Source organism: Microcoleus sp. D3_18_C4 (genome assembly GCF_036702355.1).
Taxonomy (GTDB): domain Bacteria; phylum Cyanobacteriota; class Cyanobacteriia; order Cyanobacteriales; family Microcoleaceae; genus Microcoleus.
In genome coordinates this window covers 72808-86159 of sequence record NZ_JAUBTF010000016.1, presented here as the reverse complement: position 1 = coordinate 86159, position 13352 = coordinate 72808, and the positions used below count along the sequence as shown (strand labels likewise).

Below are 13352 nucleotides of genomic sequence, written 5' to 3'. Positions count from 1 at the left end.
GTTACATTGAGATTATTCCCCCATCGATAACCAATTACAAATTAATTCATAATTATGTCTGCTGTTAGTTTAGTTCAGGCCAATTCATACGATCGCCAAATCTTGCAAGTATCTTTAGAAAGTTTGCTCGCACCCTTGGGCGGAATCTCGGCTTTTGTCAAATCGGGCGATCGGGTTTTACTCAAACCCAATCTCCTCACCGGTTCTCGCCCTACAAAAGAATGCGTCACCCGCCCAGAATTGGTTTACTGCGTCGCTAAAATGGTCATTGAAGCCGGAGGAAAACCATTTTTAGGCGATAGTCCAGCTTTTGGTAGCGCTATGGGTGTAGCCAAAGCAAACGGTTATTTGCCACTGTTGGAAGAACTGAATTTGCCAGTAGTTGAGTTTCAAGGAAAACGCTACGAAACTGTCAGCGAAGATTTCAATCATCTGCGAATTTGCAAAGAAGCAATGGAAGCGGATGTAGTGATTAATTTGCCCAAACTCAAATCTCACGTTCAATTAACCGTGACAATGGGCGTGAAAAACTTGTTCGGCTGCGTCCCCGGCAAAATGAAGGCTTGGTGGCACATGGAAGCTGGCAAAGATAGCGCCAGATTCGGTGAAATGCTGGTAGAAACTGCCCGGGCAATTAACCCAAATTTGACGATTTTGGATGGCATTATCGGTCACGAAGGTAACGGGCCAAGCGGCGGCGAACCTAAATTTTTGGGAATTTTGGCCGCGTCTGATGATGTGTTTGCTTTGGACAGAACTTTAGTTGAAATTATTAATGCTGATCCGGCGGCGGTTCCCACTGTAGCTGCGGCGATGAGATTAGGACTGTGCTCGAATTTAGAGGAAATTGATTTTCCGCTGTTGCAGCCGGAAAATCTCAAGGTTTTGGATTGGAAGTTGCCGGAAAACATGATGCCGATCGACTTTGGTATGCCCCGCGTGATTAAGTCTACTTTCAGGCATTTTTATATCCGGTTTATCAAAGAACGGATGGGGGCTTACGCCGATCGATAGGAGGCATTCGCTACAAACTCATAAAAATGCGCGCTTGTCAATCAGCTCTTGTGCTGAAGATTAAAGAAAAGTTTGGCTTCCCAACTCAATTGGGAGCTAAATTTTCAGATCAAGGAACAGTAGCGGGCGCAACATTTGCGCCCACCGATATATGAAATGGCAAATTTTATACTTCGCTTTCGCAAAAGATTTCAGCAATATTATTGAGGTACAAATGCAAGAAAGTTTTTATTGGTCTCGCTCGCAGCCTACATCGCTACCCAGTTTTATAACTTAATTTATACTTGAAGTATTGCTGAATTCGTAAATATATGAAAACTTACTCAGATCCCGATCGCGGAATGTGAAGTTTTTTTATGCAAAGTGACAAAGCAAGTTAAATGGGTTAGCTTAAATTCGATGTAAGCTGAAAACCACGCCGCAGCAATCGTGTTTCCGAAACCTAATATTTTTTGGGCAGTCATCTGCTGTATTTCGGATTCTGCAATTGTTAATCGCACATAATTGATTTCTGGATTTGACATCCGACACGAGTGGTTATTAGTACGTCAAGTACCTAAATAATGAAAACTCCAATGCAAAGTCAAACGTCCTTAAGCCCTACCGTCGTCTGCCCGATATCGGGAGAGAGTATGAAACCGTGGCTATTCATACCCGGTGATTGGCGCAGACCTGCAAACAAAGAGTCATTTCAATTGTATTGGTGCGAAAAGTCACAACTTGGATGCATTCATCCTCTACCCGATCTCAACAAAATCGCCAGCTTCTACGACATCGATGAGTATTATACTCATCATATAGACTTTACAGGCTTCGTATCGGCCTCTTCTATTTCCTTCTTCGATAAATTGCGTACCCATCTAGCTTGGCGTTTTGATCGCGGAGTAGATGTCACAAGTAAATGGTGGAAGCAACAGTTCGGGACTGCTTCCTGCTCGATATTAGAAATCGGTTGCGCCAACGGGCACCTGCTGCAAGAATTGCAAGCAGATGGTCACAAAGTCTGGGGTGTAGAACCCGATCGACAAGCTTTGGTTTTGGCCCAACAGCGAGGTCTTGATGTATTTTATGGTACTGCTGAATCTTTGCCCCCGGAAGTCAAGTCTAGACAGTACGACCTAATTGTGATGAACCACGTACTCGAACATACCAGAGATCCTTTACTTGCACTCCGCAATGCCATGCAATTGCTCGTGGATGGTGGCAAATTGGTAATGGAAGTACCAAATAACTCTTGTATTGGGCTGAAGTCATCAGGGATTGCATGGATGCATCTAGATGTACCAAGGCATTTGTATTTCTTCACACCGCAGAGCTTCCGCGCTATCTGTGAAAAAGGGGGATTTGAGATAATTTCTACTGAGTTTAATGGCTACTATCGCCAATTTGCCAACAGTTGGATCGATGATGAAAGAAAAATTTTCAGTGTGTTCGATTCAATGGCATCTCATCAGATAGTAAAGCTCCAAGAAAACAGTAAATTCCAAGCTTGGAAGCTACTGCTGACAACAATTGTTGCTGCTGATGAAAACAAGTACGATTCGATCCGGATTGTGGCACAAAAGCCATAGCCAAATCGAGGTAAGGGCAATAAACTTTTGGTTTGATTATCAAGTTTGGTTATACACTCACACTACTTTTGTGATCCCCTGCGATCATCGCCCATGGCAGGATTACAGTCAAACCAAATGCGACTATTGACCCAGCAATCCACCTGACTCGATCAAAACTGAGGCACAAACTTTGTATGTAATGTGTGCAGTCCGCACCTTACCACATAGATAATTTAAAAATTGTTTTCTGGCGTAAGATCGTTTCCAGTTGCATCGGAATCATATATTTGGATCATGTCATATCATGTCCGGTCGTGCGACCGCGATTGTTGTAGGGCCTCCCCTCACGAACAATACCTGCCAATAATTGACAATCTCAAAAACCCGCCCCGACCGGGATATTATGGTTAATCGCTCGGACATGATATCAGTGGGGGCTTAAGAGCTCGCGATTTGGGTAGCGAGCTCTTAAGCTCCCACTATACTTCGGATGCCACCGGATTTGATATCAATTTTATTGAATAAGCTGTCGCGCATTTAAATTGTATATTCAGGGCGGGCGGGACGCCCACCCCACAAGACTTTAATTTTTTTTGACAGACAATTTAAATGCCGGAACAGCTTATGCGATCGCAGTTGCACCTCAAAACGATTAGTTACGATGTGTTTGCTTTTTAAATTTTTTCTTGTGAGCAGCAATAATTCACAAGAAACTTTTAAATTTCAACCATATAATACTTCTTCTACAGGCGGCGTCGCGTCTGTGGGGTCGAACTGTTTGATTTTCAAAGCTTGTAGCAAAAACAACCAGATATAAAGCGGATTCAAAAAAACATACCGCTGCCAAAGGCGCCGAGGTTCCTTCATCATCCGAAACAGCCATTCCAAACCTATTTTAGATAAAAAGTCAGGAGATTTAGCCAAATTACCCGCATGAAAATCGTAAGCAGCACCTACAGCAATCAACGGCATTGATAAGTCGTCCCGGTATTCGTAAGCCCAGACTTCTTGCCGGGGACACCCCAAACCGACAAACGTAATTGCTGCACCGCTGTTGCGAATTTCCTGTGCAATTTCTTGTTTCTCCTGGGGCGAAACGTGCCTAAATTTAGAAGGCTGAGTTCCAGCAATAATTAACTTGGGAAAACGCTGGCAGAGATTGCGAGATAAAGCTTCTAGTACAGAAGCTTGAGATCCGTACAAATAGATAGGCAATCCTTCTTCTGCCGCACGTTCGCAGATTTGTAACATCGCATTCGGCCCGCAAACTCGATCGGGCAATTCCGTATGGTATAGCCAATTTAACGCCCACCTGACCGGCTGTCCGTCTGGCAATACTAAGTCAATGTGATTAATCCGATAACGATGAGTGCTGTCTAGAACCCCAGTCATTACCCCGTGAACCGCTAAAGCAGAAACTGACATTGGTTTTCCGGCGCTGGCTGCTGCAATAATTTTGCTAACAGCCGCTTCATAATTAACGGCATTTACTAATATGCCCAGTACATTCTTTTTCCCTTTATCAATCATGGAGCACCTCTTTAAGTCAACGCTCGCAGTTACACTCATAAATCTCCCCTAAGATTTGTTTAACTTTGTATTCTTCAATCGTTTACCAAAATTCCCAGCACATTCTTTTTGCCCCGCTCAATCATTGGCATCTTCTTTCAGCCAACGCTCGCGGTTACATTCATAAATCTCCTGTAGAATTTGTTTAACGTTATATTTCATTTTCCAGTTGGGATAGTGACTGGAAAATTTTGAATTGTCGCTAATCCACCAAATGTGATCGCCAATGCGATTCCCTTCAGCATAAGTCCAATTAAACTTGCGTTCCGCAATTGCCTCGCACATCTGGATAGCTTCTAACATCGAACAATTGCTGTACCTGCCTCCTCCTGTATTATAAACTTGGGCGCTTTTGGGAGCTTTATAAAATTCATAAAATGCCGAAATTAAATCAGCGCTATGAATGTTATCGCGAACTTGCTTGCCTTTGTAGCCAAACACGGTGTAGGGAGTTCCCGTGACAGCACACTTCATCAAGTAGGCGAGGAAGCCGTGCAATTGAGCTCCAGAGTGATTTGGGCCCGTCAAACAGCCGCCGCGAAAACAAGCGGTGTTCATATTAAAATATCGACCGTATTCTTGGACTAAAATGTCAGCAGCTACCTTAGAAGCACCAAACAAACTGTGCAGGCACTGATCAATTGACATATCTTCCCGAATGCCGCTTTCGTAAGTATGGCCTGGTTCAATTTCCCACCTGTGTTCTAATTCAATTAAAGGCAAAGTGTTAGGCGTATCGCCGTATACTTTATTGGTAGAAGTGAAAATGAAAACCGCTTTAGGACAGTACAAGCGAGTTACTTCTAGAAGATTGAGAGTGCCGTTGGCATTGACGGTAAAGTCTATTTTCGGAGCACGGGAAGCCCAATCATGGCTGGGCTGGGCTGCTGTGTGAATTACTAATTCGATCGACTCGCCGTACCGCTGAAAGATATTGGTAATCGCTTCATAGTCGCGAATGTCCACATCTAAGTGATAATACTTGGTACCCAAAGACTTTTCGAGCAGTTGGCGGTTCCAGTTTGTAGAACCATCAGCACCAAAAAAGAACTGGCGCATATTATTGTCGATGCCAACTATATCTAAGCCTTGTTTGGCAAAGAACTTACACGCCTCAGAACCAATTAAACCCGCCGAGCCAGTAATGATTGCAACGCCCACGTTTCACCGCCTGAAAAAATATAGTTTTCTTTGTTTTGCCCGATCGAACAATCAGAAGTTATCCTGATTTTCCATCGAATACATCTTCGCACAATTGGGCAAAGAATAGACCTTTAACATCCCAATCATAGATTTCCCTGACGCGCGTTTGACCCGATCGACCCAAGCGCTCTCGCAATTCACGATTTTGCGCTAAACACACTATAGCTTCTGCTAGACCTTGCACAGTGCGATCGGGGTCAGTAGCAGCCACTTTAATCCCCGTTTGAGCCGTCACTTGAGTAGCCGGGCCCCCCAAATCCAAACAAATCGTCGGACGGCCAACCCCCATCATTTCCGTGCACACAAAACCTCCAGAGTCATGCAAACTCGGATGGAGGAGAACGTGAGACTCCCCCATTTTAGAAAGAGTTTCAGTGCGAGATAAAGTTCCCCAAAAAAATACTTTATTTGCCAGTCCCAATTCTGTTGCCAAAGCTTCCAAGCGCTGCCTTTCGGGCCCGTCTCCGACAATCCAGTATTCCGATTGTTCCAGCTTCGCCTCCGCAAATGCACGGAGTCCCAAGTGCACCCCTTTCCAGTGTAAGAGACGACCGACACTGATGAATCTAATTGGTTGCTCAGGCGGGGGAGAAAACTTCTCTAGTTCTTGAATTTCCTGCTGCGATAAACCGACTTGCGAGAAAATCTTCACGTTTTTTGCTTTGAGAAATCGCAGTCTGGCTGCGGTTTCTTCCGTAGTTGCCAGCGCCACGGCACTGCGACGCGCCGTCAGACCCACAAACGGATCTCGTTCTCCTACGCTTTGAGCCAATGCCCGCAGCGTTTCGTAAATTTTGCCCCGGCGGCTAAAATCTTGCCAAAAAGGCTTTGGTGCTGCTTCTGCACCCCCCACAGGCCCCCAAATAAAAGGATGCGGCAACAGCGCCAAGAAACTTGGAGACCAATGTTTGACATAAGTTACGTGATGTACTATGTCAAAACCAATTTCGCGATCGAGCTTCCGAGCGATAAAATAAGCCCAGATTTGCCACAGATAGTAGTGAAGTTGCAGCAATCCTTGTTTCCCCTTCCAATCTTCGCTCCACCCAAACGGATCAAAATAAACAAAGTGCAGATTTGGCACTGGGTTCCGCTCTAGTTCAGCTTCAATGTACGATCGACAAAACGTGCGAGTAAATACCCAACTTTCGTGATGTTTAGCAGATTGGATAACAGTATTCCATCCTACTCCCTCTTCGGAGCCGAGATTCGGTTCGCAGGCAAAGGCAGATAAAAGAACTTTCATCAACTTTTCTCCAATACTAGCGCTGTCACATCTGCTATTAATTTGGCAGCCTTTTCTGGTGTATGTTCAGCGATCAGTTGCTGGGACTTTTGCCCCATCATCACTAACTTTTCGGGGCAATCAATCAAGTCCCGCATCGCGTTTGCAATACCTTCCGACTGATAGGGATCAAAAATATAACCATTTTCACCTTCAACGATCATTTCGCAAGCCCCAGCCCATTTTGAACACAAAACCGGCTTACCAAATGCCATCGCTTCTAGCACCACCATTCCCCAAGTATCTTCTAACGTAGGAAAAACAAACACATCAGCTTCTAGAAAATAAGACCCCAAGTATCCGTATTCTATCCACCCTGTCCAAACAATTTGTTTTTCTAAACCCCATTCTTTTGTAAGTGCTTCTAGTTCCGGTCGCTGTTCTCCGTCTCCAACGATAATGACTGTGTAATTCGAGTACCCCTGGCTTTGCAAAATTGTGCAAGCTTCTAACAGATTCTTAATCCCTTTGCGAGAAATTACTTGACCCACGCACAAAAAAATTGGGTGGGGAAATGACAACGATACAGACTTATTATTTTCTAACTTTTGTACCAAAGCTTTAGCATCAGGAACCATGTAAGGTTTAGCAAAGATATTACTTTCGTCGGCCCCAATCACTTCTACCAAATATTCTTTACCTCGGCGACTATTAGAAACAAAGGTATCAGCAAATTTCCCCATCCAGCGTCGAATAGTCGAGCGCACCTTAGAATCTCGAAAGTCTACATTCGGGGAACTACTTTCATAAACTAAAACCAGTCGCCATTTCCCTATAGGCTTAAAGATTATAGCTACCAATGTCCAGATCGAAAATCCACTAGCAAAAATGACCTGGGGCTTGAATTTCAAAAGAGGAAAAATAATCCCAGGAGTAGCCTTAATATAACCACGACTGTACCCCGTTTCTATCTTTTGGGTGGTGATGAATTGAGTATCTCCCACAACTTCGACTACTTCTGTACCAGGAGCTTCCGGATCGTAGCGAGGCCAGAGACGACCTGTATAAAAAATCGTGTTCGGAATTAGTTTTTTGAGCTCATGTAAAACCGGCGGCCAATAGGCCCCAAATTCTGCCGAAGGAACGAGCCAAGCGATGCGAAATTCCTTTTTGTCAACCATCCTATTCACCTTGAGTTTTGTTTTTAGTCAATCCCAGTTTACTCAACACTGACAACCAAACTAACCTTCGATAAGGTAGCAGCCAATAAATTGGCCACAACAAACCACCATGCTGCTGAGTAAATACCTTCCATTCTCCAGGCGGTTGCAGGGTCGCATCTTTAAAAGATAAACCTTTAGGCGTGCTCATTTTATCTAACCCTTCGCTCAAATTTTTGGCAGCGGTTTTTGTCACCTGTGGGTTGAGGGAACAAGTTCCTAAATGACCGGGAGCAATCCAAACTGTACATCCTTTCTGTCTCGCTCGTAAACCATAATCCCAATCGCCAATATAATGAACAAAAGCAGGATTTAGGTTGCCCACAAGTTGGACGACATTGCGAGGAAGTAGAACGCAGTTGCCATGTATTGTGCTACAAAGTAGAGCTTCTTGAGTTGGTTCTACGAGGCGGTATCGGAAGGGAAGAAGGGGGTGGTCTCGCACCACGCCACCGTAAGTAGTTTTACCCGTTTGGGGATCGCAGGTAGAACCGGAGACGATGGCTTTTATTTCTCCTTTTTGAGCGAGTTGGTTGCTGGTTGTTAATAAGGTTTTAAGGGCTTCTGGATACATAATTGTATCGTCGTTCAGCCAAAGGTAGTAGTCGGGATCGTCTTTCATGGCTTCGGTGAAAGCAAAGCGCATTCCGCCGTTCCAGAATAAATTGCCATCCCCATGAAAAATCTTGACTTGAGGGTAGGCTTGGTGAACTGCTTCGCTGGTACCGTCGGTACTGGCATCATCGACTATATAGGTGGAAATATCTACATTGGCTGGAAGTGCCTGGTTAAAAAGAGCCTCTAAGCAAGCCAATGTTTTCTGTTTGCGATTGAAGCAAGTTAAAAGGACGGCGATATTAGTACGGTTCATTCTTCCCTGTGTTGCGGTTTTTAACGATAGGTAAGGCTAAAAGTAACAGTGTTTTATTTAGCCACTCGCTCGGCGGTTGCAACCGCCGCTACAAGAACGAAATTAGGGCTTACGCAGTCGCTCCCCCCTTTCACAAGAGGGCTTTAAGAGTGCACCACTTAGCCAAGGGGGTCGGGGTATCAAGGTTTGAGAGTTTAAGAGCGTCAGTCCTAGAAGTCTGGCTGGGTAAACTATTGCTGTATTATAGTTGACCCGCGAACTTTTTGGTGATAAATTGGAATTTAGAACTTAAGTTAACAGACCAACCCTGCAAGCTTCCTAGCACATTTATAATGATGAGTTCTACTAAGCAAAAATATTTATAATCCTTGGAGTTGAACAGTTTAAATGCCACATTCCCAGATAAAAACTCCCATTGTTTTCGTTGTTTTCAATCGAGTTGATAATACCGAAAAAGTCTTCGAGGCGATTAGACAAGTTAAGCCGCCTAAGCTGTTAGTAATTGCTGACGGCCCTCGTGCCAACAAACCTGGGGAAGCTGAAAAGTGCGCCGCTGTACGTGCAATTATCGATCGGGTCGATTGGGACTGTGAAGTTCTGAAAAATTATTCAGAGATTAATTTTGGTTGCAAGGATCGCATTTCTAGCGGTTTCGACTGGGTATTTAATACCGTAGAGGAAGCAATTATTTTAGAAGATGACTGTTTGCCCCACCCAAACTTCTTCCCTTTTTGTGAGCAGTTATTAGAGCATTATCGAGATGACAAACGGATTATGTCAATCGCTGGTGTAAATTTACAGTTTGGGAGAAAAAGAACAGAAGACAGTTACTATTTTTCGCGTTTTAGTAACTGTTGGGGATGGGCAACTTGGCGCAGAGCATGGCAATACTATGATATTGACATGAAGTTATGGCCTCAACTTCGGGAAGCAGGTTTTCTCGAAAATTTATTAGCTAATCCTCAATCTGTAAAAGTTTGGGATAGTGCTTTTCAAGTTTCCTATGATGGAACTCTCAACAATTGGTTTTTTAGATGGCTTTTTACTTGTTGGGTTCAAAATGGACTTGCTATTATTCCAGAAAAAAATTTAATTTCTAATATTGGATTTGGCAGTCAAGCTACCCATACTTCAGGAGAAGATAGTATATACAGTAATATGCCAACGGAAGCAATAACCTTTCCTTTAATGCATCCCAACCACGCGATCCGAAATTTTGTAGCCGATCAATTCACTCAAGATACATTTTATGATTATCATCCCCCATTAATCAGGCGTATTAAGAAAAAAATAAATAAGTTATGCGGGAACACAATATTTAACCTTGAATAAGTAATTAGTAACGATGTCTAAAATGTCAACACTTCTCAGTTCTCTACTCAAAAATCCGATCACTGAATATCTGCGATTTTTAGTCAATTGGTGGAAGAACAAGTTTAAATATGATAATTTTTATCAAGACTATATGGCTTTGGTTACCAATTCAACTATCAGTCACAATGTTAGTGTGTCTAGTCGCGTAGCCATAAAAGATTCTGTCATTGGTTCTTACACTTATGTGCGCGATAATACGCGAATTTTCAATGGTGTTGTCGGCAATTTTTGTTCTATCGGGCCAAACTGCATCATTCGCTTAGGCGTACATCCTGTAGGAAATTTTGTTTCAAGCCATCCGATATTTTATTCGCCCAAGATGCTAGTAGGGACAACCTTTGTAGACAAAAAATATTTTGAAGAAGAGGAAAAAACTGTCCATATAGGTAATGATGTTTGGATTGGCTCAAATGTTATTGTTGTAGATGGTGTAACTATTGGTGATGGAGCCATCATCGCAGCCGGAGCCGTTGTCACCAAAGATGTGCCACCTTATGCTATCTGTGGAGGAATTCCCGCCAAACTTATTCGCTATAGGTTTGATGAACAAAAGATTGATTTTCTGCTGAAGTTTAAGTGGTGGGACAAGGATGAACAATGGTTGAGAAAAAATGTCAAAGACTTTCACAACATTGACAACTTCATCCATATTTATAATACGGAAAATAGTTGAATGCTAGCCAATTCGGTATTATGTCTAAGTAGCCGGAGGTTATATAAAATCAGCAGTCATCTGGGATTTAAACTTAGACCACTTGAGAAGCATTACAGCCGCTATGAATGCCAGTGTATCATTGCTAGTCTGATACGGCAAAAATCTATAGCGAAAAGTAGCCATTCTCGGGTCGCTTTCTTGGTATAAAATATCTTGGGCAAAGTTTCCCCACCGCTCATCTATCAAATCAATTGTCATACCAGCATGACCAGACGGTAACAACATATTGGAGCCGTGAAGACCAATTATTAAGCGGCTCTCTGAATAAAGGTGGCAAATCTCCTTTTCAATTTTTTCATTAAAACTATCCACCCTGTAATCTTTAATCCATTCTGGAAACTTAGTTTTTGTCCCCAGGCCAGCCACTGCGAATTGTGCTTCTGGTACTTGCAACCTGATCTTCTCAAATAACTGCTGAATTTTTAAATTTTGCAATCGCAGTGACATTGCTTGTTGATCTATTTTTCTAAGCACTCGAAACAGCAAACGGTTAACTAATAAACGATCTTCGCGCCAAATAAAAGTAATTTTAATTTCTTGGTTCTCAAAGTTATGTTTGGGAACTCTAGTAAAGCGCGTGATGTCGAACTGACTGGGATGAGAATGGGCTTCGCTGACATAAATTTCATCAAAGCGTTTAGTTTCTTCTTCAACAAACTCGGCGAAACTGGGATAGTAATTCTGACCATTTTTTAAAGACATAGGTACTGTCCAGATTTCTGCAACTTCATCGGGAACCATCCACCTTAAGAACTTAGGAACTATCACAACTAACCCGTAGTCAGAATTGCATTCTAAGTGCCTTTGTGCATTTAGCAACTTGAGCAGGGAGTGACCATAAAGATGATCGATACAGTTTAAGATAATTACCCGATTGCAGGGTTTAAAAATTTCTTTTACAATCTCAAGTTGTTCCGGTTGAGGATTTTGGAGTGAATAGAGTAATGGTTTGCCTAACCATTCCTTTTTGTAAGTATCGGCTGCAAAAACTTCTCCTTTTATTAAATTAACTTGGATGTAGTTTTTCACTCCATGACCTACTCTCAAATCGTCGATTATCTCGCTGCCGCATCCCTCGCACTTAGAGTCTAGAACAATGTGGATACCGTGCCACAGAACATTTTTGGGATGAAGTTCTGTTCCACAATAGGGGCAATTCGATCGCTGTTCGATTTTAGGTTTAATTTGAATCACTTTATTAATCCTCTGATTCTACAAGCTGCCTTGTATAAGTTAAGGGATCGCCAGATGAAATTTCCGAAGGGGCGTAATTCCTTAATCAAGAAATTGACTAATATAATCACGTAAAAATAAGTTATAAGAGTAGCTGCAGTTGCTCCAAAAGCTCCATACTTAGGAATCAGTAAAAAGTTCAACGCTACATTGAAAATAGATCCAACTACAGTTAAGTAAAGGCCGTAGCGCAACTGACCTTCTATGTTCAAATATGTGCTCCGTGCTACTCCAAAGTTACTGCCAAATTGCGCCCAAACGTAGAGAGCCAGTACCGCTGCTGACTTCGCATATTTTTCACCGTAAAGCAGATGCACTATCCAGGGAGAAAGTAATGATATCGGTATGGCCACCCCCAACCATAAAAATATCATAATATCCGAGTAAATTTGAAATTTATTTAGATATTCTTCATAATTTGTCTTTCTCAAATTCGCTAATTTGGGAAAAATAGAGCTTGATATGATCATCGGCAAAAAATCGCAGATTTCCGAAATTTTAACAGCCGCAGCATAATAGCCCAGTTGAGCATTTTGATTCAGGGCGCCGAGCATTATCTGATCGGTTTTTGAGTACACATAAACTGCCAATCCCGACAAAATTATCGGCCAACTCTCCGATAGCAGTTCTTTACACCGTTCCCAACTAAAATGCCAATCCTTAATTTTATTCCCCGTAAGCTTATAAAAATATACATAAGCGATTCCTACCAATGCCACCTCTCCCAATCGAACCCAGGCGAAGGCAAGCAGGGGGGCTTTAATTGTCACTAACCCAATTCTGACAGCAGCAACTAAAAAACATACCGAATTTTTAGCCAACACTGTATATTTTGACTGGATTTGGGACTGAAACCAAAAATTGATAGCCTCAAAAGCATTAAAGATAGTTCCTGCTGCGATGATACCTACCAGCCACCGAGTCAGAGTGTCGTTGGGCTTGAGTAGCGCAATCACGGTGACAGTGAACAACAAAGTGATGCAGCCACCAGTAAATTGCAGTCCGAAGGCTGTTCCCAGAGTCTCATTTTTGCATTCTGGGTCGCGAGCGATATTCCTCACTACCAGAGTACCCAACCCCATCGTTGCCACTGAACTAAACAGCGATACAAAGGCGATCGCGTAGTTGAGCAATCCAAATTGTGTCGGACCAAGATAGCGAGCCACCCAAAGGCCTACAAACAGGCCTAGACCCATCTGCAAGATTTGGTCAGTGAACAGCCAAGCTATGTTGCTGAGTACCTGGCGCAGACTAGGGCCGAGCCTTTGACTGACCGCAGTTAACTTATCTAGCATCAGAATATTTTAAATCTTTACAAAACACAAACGCGGTTCTGGCAGGGTCGGCAATCTTGCAAAATTAGACTGGTTGATCC

At 42.9% G+C, this 13352-nt stretch carries 11 protein-coding genes; 4 read left to right on the top strand and 7 right to left on the bottom strand.

All coding sequences use genetic code 11. From position 1 onward, the window contains the following. Positions 1–54 precede the first annotated feature (54 nt). Both QUA90_RS10950 and QUA90_RS10945 read left to right on the top strand, forming a co-directional pair. The gene (locus QUA90_RS10950) at positions 55–1014 is read left to right on the top strand and encodes a DUF362 domain-containing protein (protein ID WP_333389360.1); all 960 of its coding nucleotides are present in this window, start codon (positions 55–57) and stop codon (positions 1012–1014) included. Positions 1015–1646: 632 nt separating this feature from the next. Next, positions 1647–2585, top strand: coding sequence for a class I SAM-dependent methyltransferase (locus QUA90_RS10945; RefSeq protein WP_333389359.1), 939 nt, complete (start codon positions 1647–1649; stop codon positions 2583–2585). 705 nt (positions 2586–3290) lie between these two features. Here QUA90_RS10945 and QUA90_RS10940 read toward each other — a convergent pair. From QUA90_RS10940 to QUA90_RS10920, 5 genes are all read right to left on the bottom strand, one after another. Then, on the bottom strand, positions 3291–4136 hold the full coding sequence (locus QUA90_RS10940; RefSeq protein ID WP_333389358.1) for a WecB/TagA/CpsF family glycosyltransferase: 846 nt from the start codon (positions 4134–4136) through the stop codon (positions 3291–3293). 78 nt (positions 4137–4214) lie between these two features. Next, positions 4215–5297 carry an NAD-dependent epimerase/dehydratase family protein gene (locus QUA90_RS10935; RefSeq protein WP_333322753.1) on the bottom strand — a complete coding sequence of 361 codons (1083 nt, stop codon included), beginning with the start codon at positions 5295–5297 and terminating at the stop codon, positions 4215–4217. A 58-nt stretch (positions 5298–5355) separates the two neighbouring features. Next, positions 5356–6585 (bottom strand): glycosyltransferase, encoded by a 1230-nt coding sequence (locus tag QUA90_RS10930; RefSeq protein ID WP_333322754.1) that lies wholly within the window; start codon positions 6583–6585, stop codon positions 5356–5358. Beyond that, positions 6585–7745: a glycosyltransferase family 4 protein gene (locus tag QUA90_RS10925; protein ID WP_333322755.1), complete on the bottom strand. Its 1161-nt coding sequence runs from the start codon at positions 7743–7745 to the stop codon at positions 6585–6587. Before QUA90_RS10925 ends, QUA90_RS10930 begins: the two co-directional genes overlap by 1 nt. 1 nt (position 7746) lies before the next feature. Continuing rightward, the gene (locus tag QUA90_RS10920; protein WP_333322756.1) at positions 7747–8655 is read right to left on the bottom strand and encodes a glycosyltransferase family 2 protein; all 909 of its coding nucleotides are present in this window, start codon (positions 8653–8655) and stop codon (positions 7747–7749) included. 387 nt (positions 8656–9042) lie between these two features. Between QUA90_RS10920 and QUA90_RS10915 the strand changes: the two genes are divergently transcribed. Next, positions 9043–9987, top strand: a complete 945-nt coding sequence (locus QUA90_RS10915; RefSeq protein ID WP_333445433.1) for a glycosyltransferase family 2 protein — start codon at positions 9043–9045, stop codon at positions 9985–9987. Between the two features lie 22 nt (positions 9988–10009). Further along, entirely contained in the window at positions 10010–10702 is a 693-nt protein-coding gene (locus QUA90_RS10910) for a CatB-related O-acetyltransferase (protein ID WP_333445431.1), read from the top strand. A gap of 39 nt (positions 10703–10741) precedes the next feature. Here QUA90_RS10910 and QUA90_RS10905 read toward each other — a convergent pair whose 3' ends face one another. Together QUA90_RS10905 and QUA90_RS10900 are read right to left on the bottom strand one after the other, a co-directional pair. Then, positions 10742–11773, bottom strand: a complete 1032-nt coding sequence (locus tag QUA90_RS10905; protein WP_333445429.1) for a hypothetical protein — start codon at positions 11771–11773, stop codon at positions 10742–10744. Between the two features lie 161 nt (positions 11774–11934). Next, entirely contained in the window at positions 11935–13272 is a 1338-nt protein-coding gene (locus QUA90_RS10900) for a flippase (protein ID WP_333322760.1), read from the bottom strand. Positions 13273–13352: the final 80 nt, after the last annotated feature.

Coding starts and splice junctions, on each gene's coding strand:
- QUA90_RS10950 (WP_333389360.1), top strand. CDS start 55: ATGTCTGCTGTTAGTTTAGTTCAGGCCAATTCATACGATCGCCAAATC.
- QUA90_RS10945 (WP_333389359.1), top strand. CDS start 1,647: ATGAAACCGTGGCTATTCATACCCGGTGATTGGCGCAGACCTGCAAAC.
- QUA90_RS10940 (WP_333389358.1), bottom strand. CDS start 4,136: ATGAGTGTAACTGCGAGCGTTGACTTAAAGAGGTGCTCCATGATTGAT.
- QUA90_RS10930 (WP_333322754.1), bottom strand. CDS start 6,585: ATGAAAGTTCTTTTATCTGCCTTTGCCTGCGAACCGAATCTCGGCTCC.
- QUA90_RS10925 (WP_333322755.1), bottom strand. CDS start 7,745: ATGGTTGACAAAAAGGAATTTCGCATCGCTTGGCTCGTTCCTTCGGCA.
- QUA90_RS10920 (WP_333322756.1), bottom strand. CDS start 8,655: ATGAACCGTACTAATATCGCCGTCCTTTTAACTTGCTTCAATCGCAAA.
- QUA90_RS10915 (WP_333445433.1), top strand. CDS start 9,043: ATGCCACATTCCCAGATAAAAACTCCCATTGTTTTCGTTGTTTTCAAT.
- QUA90_RS10910 (WP_333445431.1), top strand. CDS start 10,010: ATGTCAACACTTCTCAGTTCTCTACTCAAAAATCCGATCACTGAATAT.
- QUA90_RS10900 (WP_333322760.1), bottom strand. CDS start 13,272: ATGCTAGATAAGTTAACTGCGGTCAGTCAAAGGCTCGGCCCTAGTCTG.